29 protein-coding genes are annotated in these 25,827 nt (G+C 65.0%); 19 read left to right on the top strand and 10 right to left on the bottom strand.

Annotated features, from left to right (window positions below; all coding sequences use genetic code 11):
- Positions 1–12: 12 nt before the first annotated feature.
- From K408_RS0122915 to K408_RS0122900, 4 genes are read right to left on the bottom strand one after another with little or no spacing between them, the layout of a single operon-like run.
- Positions 13–750, bottom strand: coding sequence for an ABC transporter ATP-binding protein (locus K408_RS0122915; RefSeq protein WP_024340839.1), 738 nt, complete (start codon positions 748–750; stop codon positions 13–15).
- Positions 747–1,580 carry an ABC transporter ATP-binding protein gene (locus K408_RS0122910; protein ID WP_024340838.1) on the bottom strand — a complete coding sequence of 278 codons (834 nt, stop codon included), beginning with the start codon at positions 1,578–1,580 and terminating at the stop codon, positions 747–749. The genes K408_RS0122915 and K408_RS0122910 overlap by 4 nt, the downstream gene beginning before the upstream one ends.
- Positions 1,577–2,896: a high-affinity branched-chain amino acid ABC transporter permease LivM gene (gene livM / locus K408_RS0122905; RefSeq protein WP_024340837.1), complete on the bottom strand. Its 1,320-nt coding sequence runs from the start codon at positions 2,894–2,896 to the stop codon at positions 1,577–1,579. Before livM ends, K408_RS0122910 begins: the two co-directional genes overlap by 4 nt.
- A gap of 12 nt (positions 2,897–2,908) precedes the next feature.
- Positions 2,909–3,826, bottom strand: a complete 918-nt coding sequence (locus K408_RS0122900; RefSeq protein ID WP_024340836.1) for an ABC transporter permease subunit — start codon at positions 3,824–3,826, stop codon at positions 2,909–2,911.
- A 659-nt stretch (positions 3,827–4,485) separates the two neighbouring features.
- On the opposite strand from K408_RS0122900, the gene K408_RS0122890 reads away from it, so the two are divergent.
- Entirely contained in the window at positions 4,486–5,010 is a 525-nt protein-coding gene (locus K408_RS0122890) for a hypothetical protein (protein WP_024340835.1), read from the top strand.
- On the opposite strand, the gene K408_RS0122885 is transcribed toward K408_RS0122890, so the two are convergent.
- From K408_RS0122885 to K408_RS0122875, 3 genes are all read right to left on the bottom strand, one after another.
- Entirely contained in the window at positions 4,972–5,364 is a 393-nt protein-coding gene (locus K408_RS0122885) for a carboxymuconolactone decarboxylase family protein (RefSeq protein ID WP_024340834.1), read from the bottom strand. The genes K408_RS0122890 and K408_RS0122885 overlap by 39 nt on opposite strands.
- 105 nt (positions 5,365–5,469) lie before the next feature.
- Entirely contained in the window at positions 5,470–6,252 is a 783-nt protein-coding gene (pcaD, locus tag K408_RS0122880) for a 3-oxoadipate enol-lactonase (RefSeq protein ID WP_024340833.1), read from the bottom strand.
- Between the two features lie 125 nt (positions 6,253–6,377).
- Complete coding sequence (locus K408_RS0122875) at positions 6,378–7,733, bottom strand: 3-carboxy-cis,cis-muconate cycloisomerase (protein WP_024340832.1); 1,356 nt, start codon at positions 7,731–7,733, stop codon at positions 6,378–6,380.
- Positions 7,734–7,904: 171 nt separating this feature from the next.
- On the opposite strand from K408_RS0122875, the gene K408_RS0122870 reads away from it, so the two are divergent.
- The 12 genes from K408_RS0122870 to K408_RS0122815 all read left to right on the top strand — a co-directional run bounded on the left by K408_RS0122870 (position 7,905) and on the right by K408_RS0122815 (position 18,340).
- Complete coding sequence (locus K408_RS0122870) at positions 7,905–8,351, top strand: SRPBCC family protein (RefSeq protein ID WP_024340831.1); 447 nt, start codon at positions 7,905–7,907, stop codon at positions 8,349–8,351.
- A gap of 135 nt (positions 8,352–8,486) precedes the next feature.
- Entirely contained in the window at positions 8,487–8,972 is a 486-nt protein-coding gene (locus K408_RS0122865; RefSeq protein ID WP_014494194.1) for a (2Fe-2S)-binding protein, read from the top strand.
- A gap of 27 nt (positions 8,973–8,999) precedes the next feature.
- Positions 9,000–9,806, top strand: a complete 807-nt coding sequence (locus K408_RS0122860; RefSeq protein ID WP_024340830.1) for an FAD binding domain-containing protein — start codon at positions 9,000–9,002, stop codon at positions 9,804–9,806.
- Between the two features lie 62 nt (positions 9,807–9,868).
- A complete protein-coding gene (locus K408_RS0122855; RefSeq protein ID WP_024340829.1) occupies positions 9,869–10,792 on the top strand; it encodes an AAA family ATPase in 924 nt (307 codons plus the stop codon).
- A gap of 137 nt (positions 10,793–10,929) precedes the next feature.
- Positions 10,930–12,132, top strand: a complete 1,203-nt coding sequence (locus K408_RS0122850) for a vWA domain-containing protein (RefSeq protein WP_024340828.1) — start codon at positions 10,930–10,932, stop codon at positions 12,130–12,132.
- A 10-nt stretch (positions 12,133–12,142) separates the two neighbouring features.
- Positions 12,143–12,466, top strand: a complete 324-nt coding sequence (locus K408_RS0122845) for an XdhC family protein (protein ID WP_008564652.1) — start codon at positions 12,143–12,145, stop codon at positions 12,464–12,466.
- 2 nt (positions 12,467–12,468) lie between these two features.
- Entirely contained in the window at positions 12,469–13,170 is a 702-nt protein-coding gene (locus tag K408_RS0122840; RefSeq protein ID WP_024340827.1) for an XdhC family protein, read from the top strand.
- Entirely contained in the window at positions 13,167–14,771 is a 1,605-nt protein-coding gene (locus tag K408_RS0122835; protein WP_024340826.1) for an NTP transferase domain-containing protein, read from the top strand. The genes K408_RS0122840 and K408_RS0122835 overlap by 4 nt, the downstream gene beginning before the upstream one ends.
- A gap of 148 nt (positions 14,772–14,919) precedes the next feature.
- Positions 14,920–15,309, top strand: a complete 390-nt coding sequence (locus tag K408_RS0122830) for a DUF4189 domain-containing protein (RefSeq protein ID WP_024340825.1) — start codon at positions 14,920–14,922, stop codon at positions 15,307–15,309.
- Positions 15,310–15,460: 151 nt separating this feature from the next.
- Positions 15,461–15,871: a DUF2000 family protein gene (locus K408_RS0122825; protein ID WP_024340824.1), complete on the top strand. Its 411-nt coding sequence runs from the start codon at positions 15,461–15,463 to the stop codon at positions 15,869–15,871.
- Between the two features lie 143 nt (positions 15,872–16,014).
- Positions 16,015–17,040 (top strand): alcohol dehydrogenase AdhP, encoded by a 1,026-nt coding sequence (gene adhP, locus K408_RS0122820; protein WP_024340823.1) that lies wholly within the window; start codon positions 16,015–16,017, stop codon positions 17,038–17,040.
- A gap of 19 nt (positions 17,041–17,059) precedes the next feature.
- Positions 17,060–18,340, top strand: coding sequence for a family 4 glycosyl hydrolase (locus K408_RS0122815; RefSeq protein ID WP_024340822.1), 1,281 nt, complete (start codon positions 17,060–17,062; stop codon positions 18,338–18,340).
- A gap of 27 nt (positions 18,341–18,367) precedes the next feature.
- Here K408_RS0122815 and K408_RS0122810 read toward each other — a convergent pair whose 3' ends face one another.
- From K408_RS0122810 to K408_RS0122800, 3 genes are read right to left on the bottom strand one after another with little or no spacing between them, the layout of a single operon-like run.
- On the bottom strand, positions 18,368–18,781 hold the full coding sequence (locus K408_RS0122810; protein ID WP_024340821.1) for a GFA family protein: 414 nt from the start codon (positions 18,779–18,781) through the stop codon (positions 18,368–18,370).
- Positions 18,782–18,793: 12 nt separating this feature from the next.
- A complete protein-coding gene (locus tag K408_RS0122805; protein WP_024340820.1) occupies positions 18,794–19,255 on the bottom strand; it encodes an SRPBCC family protein in 462 nt (153 codons plus the stop codon).
- On the bottom strand, positions 19,252–19,587 hold the full coding sequence (locus K408_RS0122800; protein ID WP_024340819.1) for an ArsR/SmtB family transcription factor: 336 nt from the start codon (positions 19,585–19,587) through the stop codon (positions 19,252–19,254). Before K408_RS0122800 ends, K408_RS0122805 begins: the two co-directional genes overlap by 4 nt.
- Before the next feature lie 106 nt (positions 19,588–19,693).
- On the opposite strand from K408_RS0122800, the gene K408_RS38470 reads away from it, so the two are divergent.
- From K408_RS38470 to K408_RS0122770, 6 genes are all read left to right on the top strand, one after another.
- Entirely contained in the window at positions 19,694–20,389 is a 696-nt protein-coding gene (locus tag K408_RS38470; protein ID WP_024340818.1) for a TetR/AcrR family transcriptional regulator, read from the top strand.
- Positions 20,386–21,189, top strand: a complete 804-nt coding sequence (locus K408_RS0122790) for an HlyD family secretion protein (protein ID WP_024340817.1) — start codon at positions 20,386–20,388, stop codon at positions 21,187–21,189. The genes K408_RS38470 and K408_RS0122790 overlap by 4 nt, the downstream gene beginning before the upstream one ends.
- The gene (locus K408_RS0122785; RefSeq protein WP_024340816.1) at positions 21,186–22,118 is read left to right on the top strand and encodes an ABC transporter ATP-binding protein; all 933 of its coding nucleotides are present in this window, start codon (positions 21,186–21,188) and stop codon (positions 22,116–22,118) included. Before K408_RS0122790 ends, K408_RS0122785 begins: the two co-directional genes overlap by 4 nt.
- A complete protein-coding gene (locus K408_RS0122780) occupies positions 22,115–23,278 on the top strand; it encodes an ABC transporter permease (RefSeq protein WP_024340815.1) in 1,164 nt (387 codons plus the stop codon). The genes K408_RS0122785 and K408_RS0122780 overlap by 4 nt, the downstream gene beginning before the upstream one ends.
- Positions 23,279–23,405: 127 nt before the next feature.
- On the top strand, positions 23,406–24,713 hold the full coding sequence (locus K408_RS0122775) for an adenylate/guanylate cyclase domain-containing protein (protein ID WP_024340814.1): 1,308 nt from the start codon (positions 23,406–23,408) through the stop codon (positions 24,711–24,713).
- Between the two features lie 164 nt (positions 24,714–24,877).
- Positions 24,878–25,792: a PhzF family phenazine biosynthesis protein gene (locus tag K408_RS0122770; protein ID WP_024340813.1), complete on the top strand. Its 915-nt coding sequence runs from the start codon at positions 24,878–24,880 to the stop codon at positions 25,790–25,792.
- Positions 25,793–25,827 lie beyond the last annotated feature (35 nt).

Below are 25,827 nucleotides of genomic sequence, written 5' to 3'. Positions count from 1 at the left end.
CCTTCGGTCTCGTCAGCCGTGGCGACCGCCTTCCAGATAGGCGGCGCGAATCTCGGGGCGCTGCAGCAGTTCGGTGCCGGTCCCCGCCAGTGTGATCAGGCCATTGACCATGACATAACCCCGATGAGCGAGCTTGAGTGCATGGTTGGCGTTCTGCTCGACGATCAGGACGGTCAACCCGTCCTGCCGGTTCAGGGTGCGGATTGCGTCGAAGATCTGGCGCGCTATCAGCGGTGCGAGCCCGAGCGAGGGCTCGTCGAGCAGGAGCAGCCGCGGGCGGCTCATCAGCGCGCGGCCGATGGCCAGCATCTGCTGCTCGCCGCCGGACAGGGTTCCACCGCGCTGGGCGTAGCGTTCCTTCAGACGCGGAAACAGCGTGAACACGCGTTGCAGTGTCGTCTCGCGCTCAGCCTCGGTGCAGTCGGTGACGTCCGCCCCCATCTGGAGGTTTTCCGCCACGCTCATGCGCGGGAAGATGCGGCGCCCCTCCGGCGATTGCGCGATCCGCAGGTGGGCGATCTCGTGAGTGGGCACGTGGGTGATGTCGCGGCCTTCATAGAGGATCTGGCCGGCGCGAGCGCGCGGCTTGCCGAAGATCGTCATCATCAGCGTCGACTTGCCGGCGCCGTTGGCGCCGATCAGCGCCACGATCTCCCCGGCATTGATCTCGAAGTCAACGCCCTTCAGCGCCTCGATCTTTCCGTAGGCGGCGCGAAGACCGCGGATCGCGAGCAGCGGCACCGAGGTCACGACGGGCTCTCCATCACGGCTACGGCCTCGTCCTCGTCTGCGCCGAGATAGGCGGCGATCACCTTCGGGTCGTTGCGGACGTCGCGCGGCGTGCCTTCCGCGATCTTGACGCCATGGTCCATCACCACGACGTGGTCGGAGATCTCCATCACCACCGACATGTCGTGCTCGATCAGCAGGATCGAGGTGCCGAGTTCGTCCCGGATCGAAAGCAGGAGCTCGCTCAAGGCCGCGCTTTCGCGCGCGTTGAGGCCGGCGGCGGGTTCGTCCAGGCACAGCAGGGCGGGCTCGGTGCACATTGCGCGCGCGATCTCGAGCCGGCGCTGGTCGCCATAGGCGAAATTGCCGGCGGCATCGTCGGCGCGGTCGAGCAGATTGACCCGCTTCAGCCAGTCGGTGGCGAGGTCGATTGCGCGCTTTTCGGCGTCGCGGTATGCGGGGACGCCGAGGAGACCGAGGAGCGTGTAACCCGAGGCGCGCATCAAGGCGTTGTGCTGGGCCACCATCAGGTTCTCCAGCGCGGTCATGCCGGGAAACAGGCGGATGTTCTGGAAGGTGCGCGCGACCTTGGCTTGCTTGGCGATGCGAAAATCGTTCAGCCGCTCCAGCGCGATCACTCTGCCGTCGTCATGGGTGAGGCGAATGGCACCAGCGCTTGGCTTGTAGAAGCCGGTGATGCAGTTGAAGACGGTGGTCTTTCCGGCGCCGTTCGGCCCGATCAGCGCGGTGATCTTCTTGCGCTCTGCCGACAATGACAAGTCCTGCACGGCGACGATGCCGCCGAAGCGCATGGTCAGCCGCTCGACGCTGAGAATCTTGTCGCCGCTCATCCGTGCCCTTCCTTGACGAGGTCGGAGGAGATCGCTTGCGCCTTGGTCAGATACACGGTGGGTGCGCGATGGCCGACCAGGCCGCGCGGCCGCCAGATCATGATCAGCACCATGGCCATGCCGAACACCAGCATGCGGTAGCTCTCGAGGCCGCGGAACAGCTCGAATCCGCCGATCATGGCGAGAGCTGCGAGCGCCACGCCGAGCTGCGAGCCCATGCCGCCGAGCACGACGATGGCGAGGACCAGCGCCGATTCCTGGAAGGTGAAGGATTCCGGGCTGATGAAGCCCTGGCGGGTGGCAAAGAACGCACCGGCGAAGCCGCCGAACATGGCGCCGGTTGCGAACGCCGTGAGCTTGGTGGTCGTGGTGTTGATGCCGAGCGCGCGGCAGGCGACCTCGTCCTCGCGCAGGGCTTCCCAGGCCCGCCCGACGGGGAGCCGGCGCAGGCGGATCGTCACCCAGTTGGTGACCAGCGCCAGCGCCAGGATCAGGTAGAACAGGAAGACGATGCGGTGGGTCGCCGAATACTCGATGCCAAGCCTTGCGGCGAGCCCTTCATCGCTGTTGTCCAGCGGGATGCCGAAGAAGGAGGGACGGGGAATGCCGGAGACGCCGTTCGGGCCGCCCGTCAGATCCTGCCAATTGATGATGACGAGCCGGATGATCTCGCCGAATGCGAGAGTCACGATGGCGAGATAGTCGCCGCGTAGGCGGAGCACGGGGAAGCCGAGCAGAACGCCCCAGAAGGCGGCGAGAATGCCGGCGAGCGGCAGGCAGATCCAGAACGACCAGCCGAAATTGGTGGCGAGCAGTCCGTAGGAATAGGCGCCGACCGCATAGAAAGCGACATAGCCGAGGTCGAGAAGGCCGGCGAGCCCGACCACGACGTTCAATCCCCAGCCCAGCATGACGTAGGTGAGAACGAGGATCGCAAGGTCCAGAATGTAGCGCTGGTCATAGAAGATCACAGGCACCAGCAGGGTGAAGATCAAAAGCGCCGGCGCGAGATAGCGGCCGATGAAGGATATGCCGCTCTGCACCGCCGGCGGCACCAGCTTCTCGGCGCCGGTCGAACCGATCCATTGCCGCAAGAGCTCCATCACGATCGAGCCCCCGAACACGACGGCGACGAGGGCGGCAACCTCTCCGAATCGCGTCCAGTAGGTGAGCTGGCCGTCCGGGCCCGCCTCGGTGCGGATGCCGACCATCAGCGAGAACAGCACCAGCGCGACGAGGGCGTTGATGAAGGCTGTCTTGAGGAGGGCCGGGATGCCCGTTGCAGGTTTGGCCGTATTGGTCGAAGGGATTGTCACGCGGCCGGTCCGTCAGACTTTTTCGACTTCGGGGCGGCCGAGCAGGCCGGTCGGCATGAAGATCAGCACGACGATCAGGATCGAGAACGCCGCGACGTCCTTGTATTCGACCGAGAAATAGGCCGACCAGAACGTCTCGATCAGACCGATCGCAAGCCCGCCGAGCATGGCGCCCGGCAGCGAGCCGATGCCTCCGAGCACGGCGGCGGTGAATGCCTTGATGCCCGCGACGAAGCCCATGAAGAAATCGACGAGGCCGTAATAGAGCAGGTACATCAGGCCGGCGACCGCGGCGAGCGCGGCGCCGATCACGAAGGTCATCGAGATGGTGCGGTCGACGTCGACGCCGAGCAGCGCCGCCATGGTCTGGTCCTGCTCGCAGGCCCGCATGTCGCGCCCGAGCCGGGTGCGCGAGACCAGCCAGGTGAAGATCGCCAGCAACACGATGGTGGTGATGACCACCATGATCTGGATGTTGGAGAGCTGGATGACAAAGCCGTCCTGGCTCTCATGCAGCGTGTAGCCGCCGGTGATGAAGGGCGGGATCGGCTTGACGCGCGCGCCTTGCGCCACCTGCGAATAGTTAGTCAGCACGAAGGACATGCCGATCGCGGACAGCATCGGGGCAAGACGGAAGGAATGACGCAGCGGCCGGTAGGCGATGCGCTCGATGGTCCAGCCATAAAGCGCCGTGATTGCCATCGAGACCAGGAGCACCACCAGCAGGATCAGGGGGATCGCGGTGAGGCCGAGCGAGATCAGGATCAGGAAGGTGATCAGCGCAATGAAGCCGCCGATCATGAAGACGTCGCCATGGGCGAAGTTGATCATGCCGACGATGCCGTAGACCATCGTGTAGCCGATCGCGATCAGGCCGTAGATGGAGCCGAGCACGAGGCCGTTGATGAGCTGCTGGGCGAAATAATCCATGGGCTGCCGTACCACACCTGACGCAGGCTCAAAGGGAGCTCTTCGAGAGAGAGTTCTTGGGCCCCGGCAGCCCTTGAGCGTTCTTCGGGTTTTGTAACAGGAGGGAACTGGCAGCTGCAACTGGCCCGGTCTCCACCTAAAGGCTTGTACAGAGATCATTTTGGGTCCCGGGGTTCCCGAGATTGCGAGGAACCCGGTTCCGCAAGGGGCCAAGATGAGATGCCAGCCGTTGTCTCGTTCCAGCAATCGGGTCAGCAGAGTCAGAACCCCCGGCCAGCAGAGCCCAGGACAGCAGCAGGGCGGCGGTCAGAAACCTGGGCAGCAGCAAGACCCGCGTCAGGGCGGTCAGCTGGCAGCAGGGTAGCCCGCGGTCAGAATATGAAGGTCCGGGAGCCCGAAGATGAGAGCACCAGGAGTGAGGAGACCTGGCCCGCCGAAAGCTGGGGCCTCTTAGGGGAGTTTCCGGGGCAGCTCGAATAGCCGAGCGCGGACTCTCGAGATTCCGGTCATGGTGCTGTGCACCATCTCAAAATGACGACGTCCGCGGGGCAGTTAAGGTAAACAAAGGGTTTAAATTGCCGCCACAGGCCGATGCGAGTTAGCTCCGGCGAAGCCGCCGCCTTTTCGTCAAGGCATCGGCAAACCAAGCGGGAAGCGGCATGTTCAGGAATTGGCGGATCGGCTCGGTCAACGGCGCGCTGCTGGCGGCCTATTTCATTCCCGTATGGAGCCTCGTCGCCTTCAACATCATTGTCGCTCCCGTGCACGGCCTTTACGAGCGGCCGAGCGTTGCCGTTGCGTTGTACCTCAGCGACCACCTTCAGATGGCGGGGATGGACACGGTCCGCGCCGCCTGGCTGCTCGCGCTGGGGCGGGTGACGGTGGTGGCGTTCTTCGCGATCTACCTCGTGCTGCTCTGCATTCCCCGAATCCGCAGGAACGGCGGCAGCGACGAGGCGCTCGGCATCGCGCTGGCGATCGGCAGCCTAATCTCGTTTGCCAGCATGGTGATGGCCTCCAAGGTCGGCGAGATGGCAGCGCTCCGGCTGCATGCCACCGAGCTCCTGCTCTTGCTCGGAGCCGCGATCGTGGTCGTGATCGAGAAGCCGGCGGCAGCATCGAAGACCGCGGAGATTGCCGCCCCGCTAGGTCTTGAGCAGGCCGAGCTCCTGCACAATCGCTGAGGCTTCCTTCACGGCGTGGTTCGCCGCCGGCACGCCGCAATAGATCGCCTGCTGCAGCAGGATTTCCTTGATGTCGTCGGGCGTGAAGCCGCCCTCGGCGAGCGCCGCGCGCACATGCAGGCGGAATTCGTCCCATTGCCCGAGCGCGACCATGGTGCCGATCACCAGCACCCGACGGGTGCGCTCGTCGAAATGCGGCCGCGTCCAGATTTCGCCCCAGGCGTAGCGCGTGATCAGGTCCTGAAAGTCGGTATTGAACGCATTGCGGTTCGCGATCGACTTGTCGACCCATGCATTGCCCAGCACCTTGCGGCGCACGTTCATGCCGGCATCGCGGCGCTTCTGGTCGTCCATGTGTTTTCCTCCTTCGCCATTGCGAGGAGAAGCGGCGAAGCCATCCAGACGTCTCCGCTGCGGGATCTCTGGATTGCTTCGCTGCGCTCGCAATGACGGCTGTGGTTAGCGCTGCGTCAGGAACCCCACCACCGCATCCGTGAACGCGTGCGGCTGCTCGACGTTCGAGATGTGCGCGGCGTCGATGATGGTCATGCTGGCGCCGGGAATGTTGGAGCGGATCAGTTCGGCCGCCGAGATCGGTGTCGCCGCATCGTGGCGGCCGGCGATCACCAGCGTGGGGCTCTTGATCTTCGGCAGTAGCGCGCGCTGGTCGAGTGTCGACAGCGCCTCGCAGCAGGCAAGGTAGCCCTCGACCGGGGAAGCAAGCAGCATCGACTTCATCTTCGCGGTGATCTCAGGCTCGCGCTCGCGGAAATCCTGGGTCAGCCAGCCCGCGATCACGGCATCGGCGACGGCGGCGATGCCGCCCTCCTTAACCGCCTTGATGCGGTTGTGCCAGTTTGTTGGATCGGGATAGTAGCAGGACGTGTTGGCAAGGACGAGCTTGCCCATGCGCTCCGGCGCGTTCGCGCCCAGCCATTGTCCGACCATGCCGCCCATCGACAGCCCGCACCAGTGCACCTTCTCGATGTTGAGATCGTCGAGGATCGCGAGAACGTCGCGACCGAAGCGCTCCATCGTGTAGGGGCCAGGCGGGACATTCGACTTGCCGTGGCCGCGGCGATCGTAACGGATGACGCGGAACACCTGCGTCAGCGCCTTCATCTGCGGCTCCCACATCTGCAATGTGCAGCCGAGGGAGTTGGACAGCATCAAGGTCGGCCCGCCGTCACGGCCTTCGACCGAGACGTTGAGCAGGCAACCGTCGGCATCGATCATGGGCATGGCATGCTCCTCGTCATGGGCGGGCAATAGCGCTCAGCGCGTCTTATCCCAAATTTCCCGCGCATCCATCCAATAAGTGAATCTATCCAGGATGATGGATCGCCGGGTCAAGCCCGGCAATGACATCAGGAGAGATCCAAGGAATCCAGCAGGCGGTCGATCAGCGCCTGGGAGGCCCCTTGATAGGCCATCGGCTCGAACAATGAAGCAATTTTTTCCGGGGAAAGGTGCGTGGTGATCTGCGAATCGGCCGACAGCACCTCGCGCAGATGCTTCTTCTCGGCGACTGCGCGCTTGCTCGCGGCCTCGATCAGATGGTGCGCATCGCTCTTGCCGATCGTCTCGGCCAGCGCGAAGGTGACCGCCTCGGCCATGATCAGCCCCTGCGTCGCATCGAGATTGCTGCACATGCGCGCCGCATCGACCTCGAGACCCTCCGCGATATCGACGATGGCGGCCAGCGCGCCGGAGGTGACCAGCATCAGTTGCGGCAGGGTCGGCCATTCCGCGTGCCAGGGGCCGGCGCTGCGTTCGTGGTCCTGGACCTGCGCGGCAAAGATGGTCGCGGCGAGCTGCGGGGCCATGGTGGCGGCGCCCAACGCACTCGCGGCGGCGACCGGATTGCGCTTGTGCGGCATCGTCGAGGAGCCGCCGCGGCCTTCGCCGGCGGGCTCGAACGCCTCGCCGACGTCGGTCTGCATCAGCAGCGAGACGTCCCGTGCGATCTTGCCGCAGCTGCCGGCGAGAATGGCGAGACAGGAAGCAGCCTCGGCGATGCGGTCGCGATGGGCGTGCCAGGGCGCCTCGGGCAGCGGCAGACCGAGCTCCTGGGCCAGCCGTTCGGCCACCGCGAGCCCCTTGTCACCGAGCGCAGCGAGCGTGCCGGCCGCGCCGCCGAATTGCAGCGCCAGGCCCTCGCGGGAGAACCGCCGCAGGCGGCAACGGGCGCGGGCGAGGCTTGCGGCATATTCCGCCGCCTTGAGCCCGAACGGCATCGGCAAGGCGTGCTGCAGCCAGGTCCGCGCCACCATCGGGGTATTGCGGTGGCTGCGCGTCAGCGCGGCGAATCCCTTGATGGCGCGGCTGAGATCGGCATCCAGCGCGGCGATGCCGGCGCGGAGCGTGAGCATGGTCGCGGTGTCGATGACATCCTGGCTGGTCGCGCCCCAATGCACGTAGCGCGCAGCCTCCGCGTCGTTCCTGCCGACATTGGCGGTCAGCATCTTGACCAGGGGAATCGCGAGATTGCCCGATCGCGTCGCGGCGTCGGCCAGCGCGGCCATGTCGAAGCAATCGGCATTGCACGCAGCCTCGATCGGGCCAACGGCGGACGCCGGGATCACAGCCGTGGCGGCCTCGGCGCGTGCCAACGCTGCCTCGAAATCGAGCATGTTCTGCAGGGTAGACCGGTCGTCGCAGACCGCGCGCATCGCCGCGCTCGACAGCATCGGCGCGAGCAGGGGGGAGAGGGATGTGCTCATGTTGCGCGCGACCTAATCATCATGGCCCCGCTGTGCCAATCCCCAACCGCCTGCACACATCTTTTTGCAGTTGCGAATATGCATTGCACGTGGCTGAGCGCCGCCCTTTCCTTTGCCGCGTCCCTGCGTTACTTGATCAGCATTATAGTTGCGCGATCCGGGAGGCACCTCATGGCCATGACGATGAACGGCGAAGTCCAGCTTGCGGCGCCGCGCGAGGCCGTGTGGGCCAAGCTCAACGATCCGGAGGTGCTGAAGGCCTGCATCCCCGGCTGCGAGGAGCTGGAGAAGACCGACGACGGCGGCTTTCGCGCAACGGCAAAGATGAAGGTCGGCCCGGTGTCGGCGCGCTTCAAGGGCAAGGTCACGCTGTCCGATCTCGACCCGCCAAACGGCTACAAGATCTCCGGCGAGGGCGAGGGTGGGGTGGCCGGCTTCGCCAAGGGCGGCGCGGTGGTCAAGCTCGCCGAGAAGGACGGCGGCACGCTGCTCTCTTACGACGTCGAGGCGCAGATCGGCGGCAAGTTGGCGCAGCTCGGCCAGCGCCTCATCAACGGCACCGCCAAGAAGCTCGCCGACGAATTTTTTGCGAACTTTGCCAAGGCGGTACAGGGCTGAAACCTATCGCCTTTCGGCATGGCGGCTTGCGTCGGGGGCGATGTTGCCCCGGGGGACAATGGCCCATATGATGGGTTGGAATAATTATAAGAACCGCTTCGACGGGACCCGTCGGGGCGCTGATAGAGAGTGCTTATGGCAAAAATCTCCCTCATCGTGAACGGCAATCCTGTGACGGCCAATGTCGATCCCCGCACGCTTCTGGTGCAGTTCCTGCGCGAGAATCTGCGGCTGACGGGCACGCATGTCGGCTGCGACACCTCGCAGTGCGGCGCCTGTGTCGTGCATCTCGACGGCAAGGCCGTGAAGTCCTGCACCACGCTTGCCGTGATGGCCGACGGCCACGAGGTCAAGACGATCGAGGGACTGGCCGCCGACGGCGCGCCGCTGCATCCGATGCAGGAGGCCTTCCGCGAGCATCATGGCCTGCAGTGCGGCTTCTGCACCCCCGGCATGATCATGACCGCGATCGACATCGTCCATCGCAAAGGACACGAACTCGACGATCACACGATCCGCGAGGAGCTGGAAGGCAATCTCTGCCGCTGCACTGGTTACCAGAACATCGTCGCCTCGATCTCTGCCGGCGCCAAGGCGATGGCGAAATCCGATCTCGCGTAACGCGCATCCCGCGATCAGGACATTCAGATGTACGAATTCAAATATCATCGCCCTGGGACCGTTCGCCAGGCGGCCAATCTCCTGGTGAAGAACGAAGACGCCAAGGTGATCGCCGGCGGCCACACGCTGATTCCCGTCATGAAGCAGCGCCTCGCGAGCCCGCCGCATCTGGTCGACCTCTCCCATATCGAGGGTCTCAACGCGATCGAGATGAAGGGCCGCTCGCTGGTGATCGGCGCCACCGCCAGGCACGCCGAGGTCGCGAACTCCGCGATCGTCGGTGAGGCGATCCCGGCGCTGGCGAACCTCGCGAGTCAGATCGGCGATCCCGCCGTGCGTCACAAGGGTACGATCGGCGGATCGCTCGCCAACAACGATCCGACCGCCGACTATCCGGCCGCGGTCCTTGCGCTGGGCGCGACCATCGTCACCAACAAGCGTCGCCTCAAGGCGGAAGAGTTCTTCCAGGGCCTGTTCACGACGGCGCTCGAAGCCGACGAGATCATCACCAAGGTGATGTTCCCGCTGCCGAAAAAGGCAGCCTACATCAAGTTCCGCAACCAGGCCTCCCGTTACGCGCTGGTCGGTGTTTTCGTGGCGCGCCGTCCGTCGGACGTGCGCGTTGCCGTCACCGGTGCCGGCTCAGAGGGCGTATTTCGCGTCACCGCGTTCGAGGAGGCTCTCAAGAAGCGCTTCGCCTCGAAGGCGCTGGAAGGCATCGCGGTGCCGGCCGAAGGCCTCAACAGCGACATCCACGGCAGCGCAGAGTATCGTGCGCATCTCATCGGGGTGCTGACTCGGCGTGCCGTCGACGCCGCCAATGCCAAGGAATGAGCTGAACTCGTTCCTCGGTCCACACCTGTCCCTGGCGAGGGCGTAGCAAGACTGGCTTTTTCATGACTTCAGCGGCCAATTCTTCCGGTGCTTTGCCGGCATCGGTCGACGCGATGCTCGAACTTCTGACGTCGCGCGGTTACCTCGCCGAGCGGTCGCTGGCGACGGTGACCTTTCTGTCGCTGCGCATGGGCCGGCCGCTGTTCCTGGAGGGCGAGGCCGGCGTCGGCAAGACCGAGATCGCCAAAGTGCTCTCGGCGGCGCTGGGGCGGAGGCTGATCCGCCTGCAGTGCTACGAGGGTCTCGACGTTTCCTCGGCGGTCTACGAGTGGAACAGCGCCGCGCAGATGATTGCGATCCGGATGGCGGAGGCCGCCGGCGACACCGATCGCGACCAGCTCTCGAGCGACATCTTCGCCGACCGCTACTTGATCAAGCGGCCGTTGCTTCAGGCGCTGGAGCCCGACGTTGCCGGTCCGCCGGTGCTGCTGATTGACGAACTCGACCGCGCCGACGAGGCGTTCGAGGCGTACCTGCTCGAAATCCTCAGCGATTTCCAGGTGACCATTCCCGAATTCGGCACCGTGAAGGCGCCGCACCCCCCGATCGTCATCATCACCTCGAACCGCACCCGCGAGATCCACGACGCGCTGAAGCGGCGTTGTCTCTATCACTGGGTCGATTATCCCGCTGCCGAGCGCGAGCTTGCGATCGTCAAGACGCGCGTGCCAGGCATCTCTGCGAAGCTGTCACAGCAGGTCGTGCGCTTCGTCCAGGCTTTGCGCAACCAGGACTTCTACAAGTCGCCGGGCGTCGCCGAGACCATCGATTGGGCCACCGCGCTGTCCGAGCTCGATGCGCGTTCGCTCACCCCCCAAGTGGTCGGCGACACGCTGGGTGCGCTGCTCAAGTATCAGGACGACATCACCCGAATGCAGGGCGATGCCCTGCAGAAGGTGCTGAAGGAAGCGACGAGCGAGAATTGATCTCGCGTGCGTCATAGCTGCTCCCGTCATTCCGGCGCGACGCGCAAGCGTCGAGCCCGGAATCCATAACACGATCGGGAGCATGGATTCGGGGCTCGCGCCAAGTGGCGCGCCCCCGAGGGGATGGATACGAGACCATGGCCATCAACCACCTTGCCCCCGAGCAAACCGAGCAGTTCGCCGACAACATCGTCGGCTTCGCCCGCGCGCTGCGTGCAGCCGGCCTGCCGGTCGGGCCCGGCGCGGTGATCGATGCGATGAGCGCATTGCAGGCAATCGACATCGGCAACCGCAGCGATGTCTTCACCACGCTGGAGGCGATCTTCGTCAAGCGGCACGAGCATGCGCTGATCTTCAAGCAGGCCTTCAACCTGTTCTTCCGCGCCTCTGAAGAGTGGAAGCACATGCTGGATTCGGTGCCGCTGCCGGACGAGGCCAAGAAGAAGCCGCAGGCCGGCTCGCGCCGCGTGCAGGAAGCGATGTCGCAGCCGCGCATGACCGAGACGCCGCAGCACCAGGAGCAGGATCTGCGCCTGTCGGTCTCCGACAAGGAGATCCTCCAGAAGAAGGACTTTGCGCAGATGAGCGCTGCGGAGATTGCCGAGGCGCTGCGTGCCGTCGAGCGGATGCGGCTGCCGCAGGCCGAGCTTCTAACGCGCCGGCACCGGCCCGATCGGCGCGGGCTTCGCCTCGACCTGCGCCGTACGCTGCGCGCATCGCTCCGCACCGGTGGCGATATCATCGACATCCATCGCCTCGGGCGGATCGAGAAGCCGGCGCCGATCGTCGCGCTGCTCGACATCTCGGGCTCGATGAGCGAGTACACCCGCCTGTTCCTGCACTTCCTCCACGCCATCACGGACGCGCGCAAGCGCGTCTCGGTGTTCCTGTTCGGCACCCGCCTCACCAATGTCAGTCGCGCGCTGCGCCAGCGCGATCCCGACGAGGCGCTGGCGAGCTGCTCGGCCTCGGTCGAGGATTGGGCCGGCGGCACCCGCATCTCGGCCTCGCTGCACAACTTCAATAAATTGTGGGCGCGGAGGGTGCTGAGCCAGGGCGCCATCGTGCTCCTGATCTCCGACGGGCTGGAACGGGAGGCCGATTCCAAGCTGGCCTTCGAGATGGATCGGCTGCACCGGTCCTGCCGAAGGCTGATCTGGCTCAATCCGCTGTTGCGGTTCGGGGGCTTCGAGGCCAAGGCGCAGGGCATCAAAATGATGCTGCCCCACGTTGACGAATTCCGCCCCGTGCATAATTTGAGTTCGATCCAGGAGCTGATCACGACGCTCTCCCAGCCGCTGCCGCCGCATCACCGCAGCCTGATCCGCTCCGCAGCTTGAGAGGCACCCCATGCTCGATCGCGACGAGGACATTCTGAAGGCGGCGGAGGATTGGCAGAAGGCCGGCCGTGGCGTCGCGCTCGCCACCGTCGTGGAGACCTGGGGTTCGGCGCCGCGCCCGGCGGGCTCGAGCCTCGTCATCAACGACGAAGGCACATTCCTGGGCTCGGTCTCCGGCGGCTGCGTCGAGGGCGCCGTGGTCACCGAGGCGATGGACGTGATCGAGAGCGGCAAGCCCAAGATGCTGGAGTTCGGCGTTGCCGACGAGACCGCCTGGAACGTCGGTCTGTCCTGCGGCGGCACCATCCGCGTCTTCGTCGAGAAGGTCGGTTAGCCGTGAAGCTCGAGATCCTGCACGAACTCAATGCCGAGCGCGCCGCGCGCCGGCCGGTGATCCTGGTGACTGACACCGACAGCGGCGAGCAACGCCTGGTGAAGGCCAGGGATTTTGCGAAAGATCCTCTGCGCGCCGAGCTCGAAAAGCAGCTTCGCATGGGCAAGAGCGCCAGTGTCGAGGCCGGGGGCAAGAAGCTGTTTCTCAACGTCTACGCGCCGACGGCCAAGCTCGTCATCATCGGTGCGGTCCACATCAGCCAGGCGCTGGCGCCGCTCGCGCGCTCCCTCGGCTATGACGTCACTGTGGTTGATCCGCGCACGGCCTTTGCCAGCCCCGAGCGTTTTCCCGACATCCCGCTGATCGCGGAATGGCCCGACACGGCGCTGCCGCCGCTCAATGTCGATGCCTACACCGCATTCGTCGCGGTGACGCACGATCCCAAGATCGACGATCCCGCGCTGTTGCATGCCTTTGAACGCAACTGCTTCTACATCGGCGCGCTCGGCTCGCGAAAGACGCATGCCAAACGCGCCGACCGGCTGCGGGCGCAGGGCGCCAAGGAAAGCGACATCGCACGCATCCACGCGCCCATCGGGCTTGCGATCGGGGCAGTCTCTCCCTCCGAGATCGCGGTGTCGATCATGGCCGAGATCACGGCGGTGCTTCGTCTGCCTCCCAAAGAAAAAGAAGAAGCGGCATGAAGTTCGGACCGGCGAGCCCCAGGGATGCGATCGGAGGGGTGACCGTCCACACCCTGCGTCAGGGACCGCTGGTTCTGAAGAAAGGTACGACGATCGGACCGGCGGAGGCCGAGGCGCTGGAGCGCGCCAGCATCAAGGACATTGTCGTGGTGCGGATGGAGGAGGGCGACGTCTCCGAGGACATTGCAGCCGCCAGCATCGCGCTCGCCATTGGCGGCGAGGGCATCCATGTCGAACGCGCCTTCACCGGCCGCGCCAATCTGTTTGCTGCGCGCCCGGGCGTGCTGGTGATCGACCGCGCCGCGGTCGATCGTATCAATAACATCGACGAGGCCATCACCTTCGCGACGCTCACCCCGTTCAAGCCGGTGGTCGAGGGCGAGATGGTCGGCACCGTCAAGATCATCCCTTTCGGCGTCGAGGGACGTTTGCGCGATGCTGCCGTGCAGGCCGCCGGCAAGGACGTGCTGAAGGTCGCGCCCTACGTGATCAAGCGCGTCGGTGTGGTCTCGACGCTGCTGCCCGGCCTCTCCTCCAAGGTGATCGACAAGACGTTGCGCGTCACCGCCGAGCGCCTTGCTCCAGCCGGCGCCGGCATCATCGCCGAGCGGCGGGTCCCGCACGAGGAGCAGGCGCTGTCGGCCGCGATCAAGGAATTGCTCGGCCTTGGTGCCGAGCTCGTCATCGTGTTCGGCGCCTCCGCCATTGCCGATCGCCGCGACGTTATCCCGGCGGCCGTCACCGGCATCGGCGGCGAGATCGAGCATTTCGGCATGCCGGTCGATCCCGGCAACCTCTTGCTGATCGCCCGTGCTGGCGAGGTGCCCGTGCTGGGCGCGCCGGGTTGCGCGCGCTCGCCGGTCGAGAACGGGTTTGACTGGGTCTTGATGCGGCTGCTCGCCGGCATCAAGGTGACGCGGTCCGAGCTGATGGGCATGGGCGTCGGCGGCCTCCTGATGGAGATCGTGACGCGGCCGCAGCCGCGCGCCAAGCCGGAGACCGAAGGCAATAGCCAGGTCGCGGCCATCGTGCTTGCCGCGGGGCGCTCGACCCGGATGGGCGGGCCGAACAAGCTGCTCGCCGAACTCGACGGCAAGAAGCTGGTGCGCCTCGCGACCGAGCAGGCGCTGGCCTCCAAGGCCTCCGAGGTGATCGTCGTCACCGGTCATCAGGCCGAGCTGGTCGAGCAGGCGCTGCAAGGCCTGAAGGTGAAGTTCGTCCGCAATCCGGAGTTCGCCGGTGGCATCGCCAGTTCGGTCAAGGCGGGCATGGCGGCCGTGCCCGAGGCGTGCGACGGCGCTGTCGTGTGTCTCGGCGACATGCCGTTGATCGACGCCGGGCTGATCGACCGTCTCATCGACAGCTTTGCCCCCGACTGCGGCAATCTCATCGTCGTACCGGTCAGCGAGGGCCGCCGCGGCAACCCCGTGCTGTGGTCGCGCCGCTTCTTCAAGGAGTTGATGACGCTCGACGGCGACGTCGGCGCGCGTCATCTGATCGCCAAGCACACCGAGGCGGTCGCCGAAGTGCCCGTCGACGGCGAAAGTGCCTTCCTCGACATCGACACGCCGCAGGCGCTGGAGGCGGCAAGACGGGGATGAAGGTGCCGCAGCAGCGCCGGGTCGATTAGCCGAAGGCGCAATCCACCCCGCGACACGTCCCCGTCCGCCAAGCTCAACCACCCGTTCACCGTCTGGAAACGACCGCCGATTAGACTCCCATCGCCTTGCCTGGGGGGAGGGTTTTTCCATGGCTTCGAATGCCGTCGCGCGCCGTTTCGCGATGTTTTGCGTTGTCTTGTCTGTTGCCGTTACGGGCGCCCGCTACATTACTGAAGCCCACGCCGCCGGCGCATTTGCAGTCGGCAAATGCGGCGCCTATGGCCAAGCGTATGATTACGACGCCGAGCATGAGGCGCGCGCCGCGGCGCAGAAGCAGTGCAAGGGCGATTGCACGACGGTAACGATGAAGCGCGCCTGCGCCGCAATGTCGGTCGATCTCACCAATCCCTGCGGCGCCTATGGCTATGCCGTCAAGCCGAAGATTTCGGCCTCGCTCAATGCCGCCACGCGCGAATGCTACAAGTATGGTGGCAAGGAATGCGTGATCCGCGCCTGGGCCTGCGACGCCAAGGGTTGATTCCTCTTGCTGTCATTCCGGGGCGATGCGTAGCATCGAACCCGCAATCCATTCGTCCCCTTGCCTTGTGGCGCGATGGATTCTCAGGTGCGCAATTGCGCTCCGTAGCTTGCGCCAAGTGGCGCGCCCGGAATGACAATCGAGGGAATGCATGCAGTTCGACACCAAGATCGCCGTGGTGATCCGCACCGATCTTCAAGCCTGGCAGAAGCTCAACGTCGCGTCCTTTCTCACCAGCGGCATTGCCGCAGCCTTTCCCGAATGCATTGGCGAGGCCTATGAAGACGCCTCGGGTACCAAGTATCACGCACTGATCGGCCAGCCGATCCTGATCTACGGCGCCGACGGGGCCGCATTGTCGCGCGCGCTGGACCGCGCGCTCACCCGCAATGTCAAGCCGGCGGTCTACACCGAGGACATGTTCAGGACCACGCACGATGCCGCCAATCGCGAGGCGGTCAGGGCCGTCGCACGCGCCGACCTCAATCTCGTCGGCATTGCGATGCGCGCCGAACGGAAGGTGATCGACAAGATCGTCGATGGCCTCAAGTTCCATAGCTGAGGGCGTTGGTCGTCGCTTCTCGTTGTCATCGTGGTGTCACGATGGCGGAAGTGCTTGCGCAAACTTTGTGCTCTTTGACGCCGGTCAAGAGCAAGGCCCCCGGCATGGCTAATCTGCCCCAGCCAACGCAAAGGAGCAGACCGATGCCGACCATGAAAGCTGCAGTCGTCAGACAATTCGGCAAGCCGCTGGTGATCGAGGATGTGCCGGTGCCGCAGCCCGGTCCCGGCGAGGTTCTGGTGAAGGTCAAGGCCTGCGGCGTCTGTCACACCGATCTGCATGCCGCCTCCGGGGACTGGCCGGTGAAGCCGGTTCCACCCTTCATTCCCGGCCATGAGGCGGCGGGCATCGTCGCCGCGATCGGGCCCGGTGTGAAGAATCTGAAGGTCGGCGATGCCGTCGGGGTCGCCTGGCTGCACGACGCCTGCATGTCGTGCGAGTATTGCGAGACCGGCTGGGAGACGCTGTGCGAGCACCAGCACAACACCGGCTACAGCGTGAACGGCGGTTTCGCCGAATATGTCATCGCTTCGGCGGCCTTCGCGGCCAAGCTGCCGGCAACCGTCGATTTTGCCGCCATCGCGCCGATCCTGTGCGCCGGCGTCACCACCTACAAGGGACTGAAGGAGACCGAGGCGAAGCCCGGCGAGTGGGTGGTGATCTCGGGCGTCGGCGGGCTCGGCCATGTCGCGGTTCAATACGCCAAGGCGATGGGTCTCAAGGTTGCGGCCGTCGATATCGCCGAGGACAAGCTCGACCTGGCCCGTGAGACCGGTGCCGATCTTGCGGTGAACGCGCTCGCCGCCGATGCGGTGGACAAGGTGCTGGAAGCGACCGGAGGCGGGGCGCATGGTGTGCTGGTGACTGCGGTCTCCACCCCGGCGTTCGCCCAGGCGCTGAAGATGGTGCGCCGCAAGGGGACCGTCAGCCTCGTCGGGCTGCCGCCGGGCGAATTTCCGACTCCGATTTTCGACGTCGTGCTCAAGCGCATCACTGTGCGCGGCTCGATCGTCGGAACCAGGCGCGACCTCGACGAGGCCATTGCTTTCGCCGCCGACGGCAAGGTCAAGGCCGAGGTCGCCAAGGTGCCGCTCGCGCAGATCAATGAGGTCTTCGACCGGATGAAGGCCGGCAAGATCGACGGCCGCATGGTGCTCGACTTCGCCTAGTCTCTGCGAGGAGCAGGGCATGGCCCGGACAACGAAGATCGTCTTTCTCGGCGCCAGCAGCGCATCCTTCGGGATGAGCATGTTCCGGGACCTGTTTTCGACCCGCGATCTCGCCGGTTCGACACTGGTCCTGGTCGGACGAAACGTCGACCGGCTTGGCCGGTCGACGCGGCTTGCCAAACTGCTCAACGAGAAATCCGGCGCCGGCTATGCCGTCGAGGCTACGACGGACTGGCGCGCGGCGTTGGACGGCGCCGAGTTCGTCGTGCATTCCACCGCCATCGATCGCAATCGGTTGTGGCGGCTCGATTTCGAGATTCCGCGCAGGTTCGGCATCCGTCATACGCTGGGTGAGAACGGAGGGCCCGGCGGCTTGTTCTTCACGCTGCGCACCTTGCCGGCCGTCTTCGACTTCGTGCGCGAGATGGAGCTCCGTTGCCCACGCGCGACGTTCATCAATTTCTCCAATCCGGAAAGCCGAATCATCCTGGCGCTCGGCCGGTACAGCGGAATCCGCAGCGTCGGCCTGTGCCACGGAATATTCCTTGCCCGCGACAACGTCGCGCGAATTCTGGGGATGCCGGAGAGTCGCGTGGACGTGTGGGGTGCAGGTCTCAACCATTTCCAGTGCCTGACCGAAATTCGTGACCGCGAGACGGGCGCGGACCTCTATCCACTGCTGCGCGAAAAGGAGCGGGATTTCGATCCCGCCTTCTCACCGCTGACGCGCAAATTGTTGCACGCGTTCGGCTACTGGCTCGGCTGCGGAGACAGTCACGTGGGCGAGTATCTTTCGTTCGGCTGGGAGGCCGGCGAGGGCGGCTATAATTTCGACTGGGACGAGAGCGAGCGCGCGAAACTGACGCGGCTGATCGACGACGTGCTCGCAGGTCGGGCCGAGATGCCGGACTGGTGGTCGATGCCCTCGGGCGAGCGAGCGATCGGCATCATCGCCGCCATTGTCCATAACCGCAAGCAACTCGTCGAATCCGCGGTCGTTCACAATCGACAGGTGATCCCGAACCTGCCGGCCGATGCCGCCGTGGAGGTGCCGGTGGAAGTAGATGCTGCCGGCATCCATCCTGTCTCGCTTGGGGCGCTGCCCGACGCCGTGGCCAAGCTGATGACGATCCAGGTTCAGGTTCAGCAGATGGCGGTGGAGGCGGCCATGCACGCTTCGAAGGAGATGGCGCTGCAGGCCTTGCTGCTCGACCCCGTCGTCCATTCCGAGAAGGCCGCGCGAGGCCTGCTCGAGGAGTTGTGGGAGATCAACCGGCCCTACATCCGGCCATGCATCTGAGCCGCCGGTCACTCTCGTCGCCGTTGCTTACGCTGGCGGCATGCCTTCGAATTTCACCAGGCCAGGGCCAAGGCGATCCCAGTCGTGACCGCGCGCGGCGAAGGTGACCGCCTGCGGCTTGTAGCGGGCGGGTTCGTCGAGGCTTGCCGCCCGGATCGTGAAGACATCGGGCTGTGCCGCAAAGGTCATGTAGACGGGCACGCCGCATTTTGCGCAGAAGCCGCGCGTCTTCACATTGCCGCTGTCTGCGACCATGTCCCAGTGCGTCGCTTCACCGGTCACCGTGACGCCGGCGCGCGCGAAGGTCGCGTAGGAGCCATGCCCGCTGCCACTTTCCCGCTGGCAGTCCCGGCACTGGCAGTGATTGCTGAACAGGGGCTCCCCGAGGATCGAATAGCGGATCGCGCCGCAGGCGCAGCCGCCGGTATAGGACTTTTCCATCGCGCCATCTCCTCACTCTTCCCCGCTGATCTCGTCGAGCTTGCGGACCACCTTCTTCCAGCCGCCGCTCATGACCGTGTAGGCCGACTCGTTCCTGGGCAGGACGAAGCCTGCATGGACCAGGCGGATCCGCGTGCCGGCTTCGACCGGGGAGAGGGACCACGTCACGACGGTGTCGAGCGGTGCGCCATAGCCGGTGTTGCGTTCGTCGCCGCCCTTCCAAGAGTAGACGAGGCGGCGGTTCGGCACGACCTCGAGAACGCGGCAATGGATCACGCCGTCCCAATTGCCGCCCGGAGTGGTCTGGAATGTGAAGGAGTTGCCTTCGACGGCTTCAAAGCCGGTCGGCTGCATCAGCCAGCGCGCGATCAGCTGGGCGCTGGTCAACGCCCTCCAGATCGTCTCGGCGGTGTGAGGGAACACATCGTCGATGACGATGTCCTTTGTTTCGGCTTTCAACGCGGCAGTACTCACGGATCGATCTCCTTCAAGAAATCACGCAGGTTCTGGAAGCGCTCGCGCCAGAACACGCCGTAATGGTCCATCCAGTTGACCAGAGGCTCGAGTCCTTGCGGCGCGGCGCGGTAGTAGACGTTGCGGCCCTCGGCCCGTTCGGTGACGAGACCGGCCTGCTTGAGCGACTTCAGGTGCTGCGAGATCGCACCCTGGGTTACGCCGCTGCCACGTGTCAGCTCTGCGACGCTGATCTCCTTGCTCGCGAACACCCGCTCGAAAACGGCGCGGCGCGTCGGATCGGCAAGAGCGCGCATCACGGTTGTGACGGGGTTTTGGGCGGCTTCAATCATGAAGTTTCAATTAGCGAACGCTAATGCATTAGTCAACACTAATTCGTTTTGGCGCCTGCCGGTTCTTGTTCTTGACAATGACTGACTAGTCAGTCATTCATCTGGGATGACCAGGAAGTCGACCAAAAGCGTTACGCGGTCCGCGGCTCGCGTCCACCAGAGCGGCGGACACTCCGAAGCCAGCGGAGCTGCTCCGGCCTCCAACCGTGCCACGCGCGCGGCGGAGCGGCGCGCGGCCATTGTGGAGGCGGCGATGGACGAATTCATCGCGCGCGGGTTTGCCGCGACGCGGCTTGACGACATTGCCAAGCGCGCCGGCGTCGCAAAGGGCACGATTTATCTGCACTTCAAGGACAAGGAATCGATGTTCGAGGAGCTGGTGCGCACCGTGATCGTGCCGGTGGTCACGCGCCTCACGACGCTGCCGCCGCCCGCCGGAACGGTGCGTGAAGTCATCGAGACGTTTGCCGGCAATTTCCTGAAGGAGGTGATCGGGACGCGTCGGGGCGATCTGGTGCGTCTGATCGTGGCGGAGGGGCCGCGCTTTCCCTCCGTGGCCGACTTCTACTATCGCGAGGTCGTCTCGCGCGGGATCGCCGCCATGCGCGCATTGATCGAGCTCGGCATTGCCCGCGGCGAGATCCGTCAGAAGGATCTCGCGCGCTATCCGCAGATCCTGGTTGCGCCCGCAATGATCGCGGTGATCTGGCAGAGCCTGTTTGCGCGGCATGCGCCGCTCGATGCGCAGGAGATGCTGCGCGTCCATCTCGATTTGATTTTTGGCGAACGGAGGACGACATGAGGTCGTCGCAAGCAGTTTTGAGGTTTGCATTGACGCTTGTGGTCGCAACCGCTCTTGCGGCCTGCAAGGAGAAGCGCGATCCCGGCTTCCAGGGCTGGGTCGAGGCCGACATGATTTTCGTCAGTCCGGACGAAGCGGGTCGGATCACCAGGCTCAACGTCCGCGAGGGTGACGAGGTCAAGGTCGGCGATCCCCTCTATTCCGTCGATGACGATCTCCAGCGCGCCGATCTCAATCAGAACAAGGCGACGCTGGCGAACGCGCAGCAGACCTATGACCGGGCGGCTTCGCTGAGCAAGACCGGCTCGGGCACACAGGCCAACCTCGATTCCGCCGTGTCCGCCTTGCGCATCGCCGAAGCGCGAGTAGCGACCTCGGAGACGCGGATGGCGAGGCGCAAGGGCTTTGCGCCGGTTGCCGGCACCATCCAGCAGATCTATTTTCGCGAGGGCGAGATGGTGGCGGCGCAGCGGCCGGTGCTGTCGATCATGCCGCCCGGCAACATGAAGCTGCGCTTCTTCGTGCCGGAGACCGAATTGCCGAAGCTGGCGATCGGCGACACGGTGCGCATCTCCTGCGACAATTGCGCGGCCGACCTTACCGCAAAGATCTATTTCATCGCGACCTCGGCCGAATACACCCCGCCCGTCATCTATAGCCTCGATGAGCGCAACAAGCTGGTCTATCTGATCCAGGCGCGGCCCTCGCGGCCGGATGCCCTGCGGGTCGGACAGCCGATCGATGTCTATCTCAATCCCAAGAATTCCGAGCTCAAGACACCGGTGGCGGACAGACGATGAGCAGCGGCAACGACATCGCGATCGACGTCAAGGGCCTGACGAAGTCGTTCGGCGGCCGCGAGGTCGTGCACGACCTGTCGATGCAGGTGAAGCGCGGCTCGATCTACGGCTTTCTCGGGCCGAACGGCTCGGGCAAGACCACGACCATCCGCATCCTGTGCGGGCTACTCACGCCCGACAGCGGCGAGGGCACCTGCCTCGGGTATGACATCCGCCGCGATGCCGAGAAGATCAAGCGCCGCGTCGGCTACATGACCCAGCGCTTCAGCCTCTACCAGGATCTCTCGGTGCGCGAGAACCTCGAGTTCGTGGCGCGGCTCTATGGCGTCACGGACGCGCGCGGCGCTGCGCGCGACATGATCAAGCGGCTCGGGCTCACCGGGCGAGAAGAGCAGCTTGCGGGCGAACTCTCGGGCGGCTGGAAGCAGCGGCTGGCGCTGGGGGCATGCACGCTGCCCAATCCGCAACTTTTGCTGCTCGACGAACCGACTGCCGGCGTCGATCCCAAGGCGCGGCGTGATTTCTGGAACGAGATCCACGCACTCGCAGCCGAAGGCCTCACCGTGCTGGTCTCGACCCACTACATGGACGAGGCCGAGCGCTGTCACGAGATCGCCTACATCGCCTACGGCTATCTGCTGGCGCACGGCACGGTGGAGGAGGTGATCGCGCAATCTGCGCTGGCGACCTACACGGTCACGGGCGAAGCGCTGAACGAGCTTGCGGCGGCGCTCACGGGCAAGCCCGGGATCGACATGGTGGCGCCGTTCGGCACCTCGCTGCACGTGTCGGGGCGCGACATCGCGGCGCTCGAAGACAGCATCGCGCCTTGGCGCGAGAGGGGGGGATTGCGATGGCAGAAGTCGCAACCGTCACTCGAGGACGTCTTCATCGAGCTGATGGGGCGTTCCAAGGACAACTTCCAATGAGCGGCGTCGATGCCCCTGCTTCAGCCCGCGCAATGCGCGAGCGCTTCGGCTTTCTGCGGCGCTCCTACGCGATGTTGGTCAAGGAGTTCATCCAGCTCAAGCGTGATCGCGTCTCCTTCGCGATGATCGTGATGCTGCCGGTGATGCAGCTCATGCTGTTCGGCTACGCGATCAACACGACGCCGCGCAACTTGCCGAGCGCGGTGCTGCTCCAGGAGGACTCCGATCTTGCCCGCTCGATCCTGAAGGCGCTGGAGAACACCGCCTATTTCCGCTTCCTCTATGAAGTGCACCACGTCGATGATTTCGACAATCTCCTGAAATCCGGCAAGGTGCTGTTCGGTGTCGAGATCCCGCGCGGCTTCGAGCGGGCGGTACGGCGCGGCGACAAGCCGGCACTGCTGGTGGCGGCTGACGCCACCGATCCGGTCGCGGCGAGCGCGGCGATCGGCTCGCTGGGTATGGTGGTGCAGACGGCGCTCAAGCATGATCTCTATATCGGCGATCCCCCGGAGATGCCGTTCGAGATCCGCGCGCACGCCCGCTACAACCCGGCCGCGGCCTCCAGCCTGAACATTGTGCCCGGCCTCGTCGGCACCATTCTCACCATGACCATGCTGATCTTCACCGCACTGTCGGTCACGCGCGAGGTCGAGCGCGGCACCATGGAGAGCCTGTTGGCTATGCCGATCAAGCCGGTCGAAGTCATGTTCGGCAAGATCGTGCCTTACGTGCTGGTCGGTTTCCTTCAAGCGTTCCTCATTATCGGCATCGGCGTCGGTCTGTTCGGGGTGCCCGTGCTCGGCAGTCTCTTCCTGCTGGCGCTGCTCTCGACGTTGTTCATCACCACCAATCTGTCGATCGGCTATACCATCTCGACCGTGGTGCAGAACCAGCTCCAGGCCATGCAGATGTCCATGATGTTCTTCCTGCCGAGCATCCTGCTCTCAGGCTTCATGTTTCCGTTCGCCGGCATGCCCGCCTGGGCGCAATATCTGGGCGAATGCCTGCCACTGACCCACTATCTGCGGATCGTCCGCGCCATCATGCTCAAGGGTGCGAGCATGGAGAATCTGCGCTTCGACACGCTGGCGCTGGCGGCCCTGATGCTGCTGGCCATGACCATCGCCGTGACGCGCTTCCGCCGCACGCTCGATTGAGGCACAATGCCTCTCGATAGCCATTCCGGAGCACGCCTCGCGTGCGCTGTGTGCGCCATTGCGCATCTGGGAATTGCGAGATTCCGGAGACGCGACTTCGCGGCGCCCCGGAGTGACGGGGGGGGTGATGGTCAGGTTTGCAAGCAGGAAGGCACGACAGCATGCCGCCTTGTCGGCAGATTTCGAACGCGAGCTGACGCGGGAGGTGCTGCGTACCGAGCTGCTGCGGGTAAGGGCACTAATCCTCACGGGTTGCGTCATGATGCTATTCCTGACCGCGATCTATCTGATCGACCCTGCTGTGGTGAACCGCGTCTGGCGCGGGACGGAAGGACTCGTCCAGGTCTATGGCCTTCTCGTCGGCTTCATTCTGTTCGAGGTCTGGGTCCACACGCAGATCAGGAAGAACCTGCGGCTCGATCGCGATCTGCCGGTAGTCCGGCGCTATATCGGTACGCTGATCGAGACGTCGCTGCCGACGGTAATCCTCATCCTGCAAATCCGGACCATAGGCGTGGCCCAGGCGCTCGGCTTTGCCGTGCCGCTGATGTATTTCATATTCGTCATCCTCTCGACGCTGCGGCTCGATTTCTGGCTGTCCACGTTCACCGGATTCGTGGCCGGAGCCGGACTTCTGGCCATCGGCCTGTATTACAACGCGGAGAGCGAGGCCGGCGAACCGCTCGTCTACTTCCACGCCGTGCGCAGCACTATCATCCTGATCTGCGGCGTGCTGGCCGGCGCCGTCGGCGCGCAGCTCCGGCGGCAATTCGCCGCCAGCATCGCTGCGGCGACCGCCCGGGACCGTGTGACCAATCTGTTTGGCCAGCACGTCTCCCCGCAGGTGGTGGAGCGGCTGATGGCGGCGGGAACGAGCGCAACCGGTGATCTCCGCCGCGTCGCTGTGATGTTCGTGGATTTTCGCGGCTTCACTGCCGGCGCGCGGTCCCGCACGCCGCAGGAGGTGGTCGACCGGCTCGACGGCGCCTTCGCCGTACTGGTCGACATTCTCGATCGCCACGGCGGCATCGTGAACAAGTTTCTCGGTGACGGCTTCCTCGCGCTGTTCGGCGCGCCGCTGGAAGCGTCCGACGCCGCGCAGCGCGCGGTCGCCGCGGGCCGCGAGATGCTGACCGCGATGGATCGCATCAACGCCCAGAGCAGCTGGCGGCTGCGCATCGGCATCGGCATCCATTTCGGCGAAGTCGTCGCGGGCAACATCGGCTCCCCCCGGCGCAAGGAATACACCGTCATCGGCGACACCGTGAACTTCGCCTCGCGCCTGGAGGCGCTGAACAAGGAGTTCGGTTCGCAGCTCCTGATCTCCGCCTCCGTGCGTGAGGCGCTGGGCGATGATGGCAGCGATGCCGTCGCGCTCGGCGAAGTCGAGGTGCGCGGCTATGAGCGGCCGGTGGCCGTGTTTCAGCTGGGATAGCTCGCTTTGGATATCGCCGGTTGACGGCGTCTCACTCTCCCTTGCGCGGTTGCTCCGATTGCTCCGATTGCTCCGAATTTTGGGGCATGACGGCCGACGTCGCCGGCTTGTAGACTGTCGCCCGTGCGGCCGGTTGCGGCCGCGACTTGCATGAGGAAGAGAATATGCTGCGCCGCTACGTCACCGTCGACGTGTTCACCGACCGCGCCTTCGGCGGCAACCAGCTCGCCGTTGTGCTCGATGCTGGCGGGCTCACGACCGGGCAGATGCAGGCGATCGCCACCGAATTCAACTATTCCGAGACCACCTTCGTACTGCCGCCGCGCGACAGGGCCAATGATGCCGAGGTGCGCATCTTCACCCCGGTCCGCGAGCTGCCCTTCGCGGGCCATCCCAATGTCGGCACCGCCTTCGTGCTGGCGACGATCGCCAGGGAGCCGAAGCCGCGCCTGCTGTTCGAGGAGAGGGCCGGTGTGGTCCCGGTCGACATCGTGCGGGAGCAGGGCAGGGTCATCAGCACCGAGCTTACCGCGCCGCAGCCGCTGGCAAGGCTCGCGCAGCTGTCTGCAGCCGACGTCGCCGGCTGCATTTCCCTGACGGCGGATGACATCAAAACCGATCATCATGCGCCGCAGGTCGTCGGCGTCGGAACGCCGTTCGTGGTCGCGGAGGTGCGATCGCGCGAAGCCGTGCGCAGGGCCAAGCCCGATGCCGCAGCGTTTGGCCGGATTTTGCCGAGAGACGGCGCATTCTCGGTCTACTTCTACACGCGCGATGTACCGGCAGCGGAGGCGCCCTGCGAGCGGCAGGCGCGGATGTTCTTTCCCGGCGCAAGCGGCCTGATCGAAGACCCCGCCACCGGCAGCGCGACGGTCGCAGCCGCCGCGCTGTTCGCCGATCTCGATTCGACGCGCGACGGCGAATTCAAGCTTACGATCGGCCAGGGCTTTGACATGGGCCGTCCGAGCATCCTCCTCACCCGCGTGCGCAAGCAGGACGGCAAGATCGTCTCCGCTCATGTCGGCGGCAGCTGCGTGCAGATGATGGAGGGGACGTTCAAGCTGGCGGGGGAAGGGTAGATCAATCCATCCGTCATTCCGGGGCGCGATCCCGG

The organism is Bradyrhizobium sp. in8p8, assembly GCF_000426845.1.
In the GTDB taxonomy this organism is placed as follows: Bacteria; Pseudomonadota; Alphaproteobacteria; order Rhizobiales; family Xanthobacteraceae; genus Bradyrhizobium; species Bradyrhizobium japonicum_C.
Note: the sequence above shows the minus strand (reverse complement) of the source record. Positions and strands in the feature narration are given on the sequence as shown.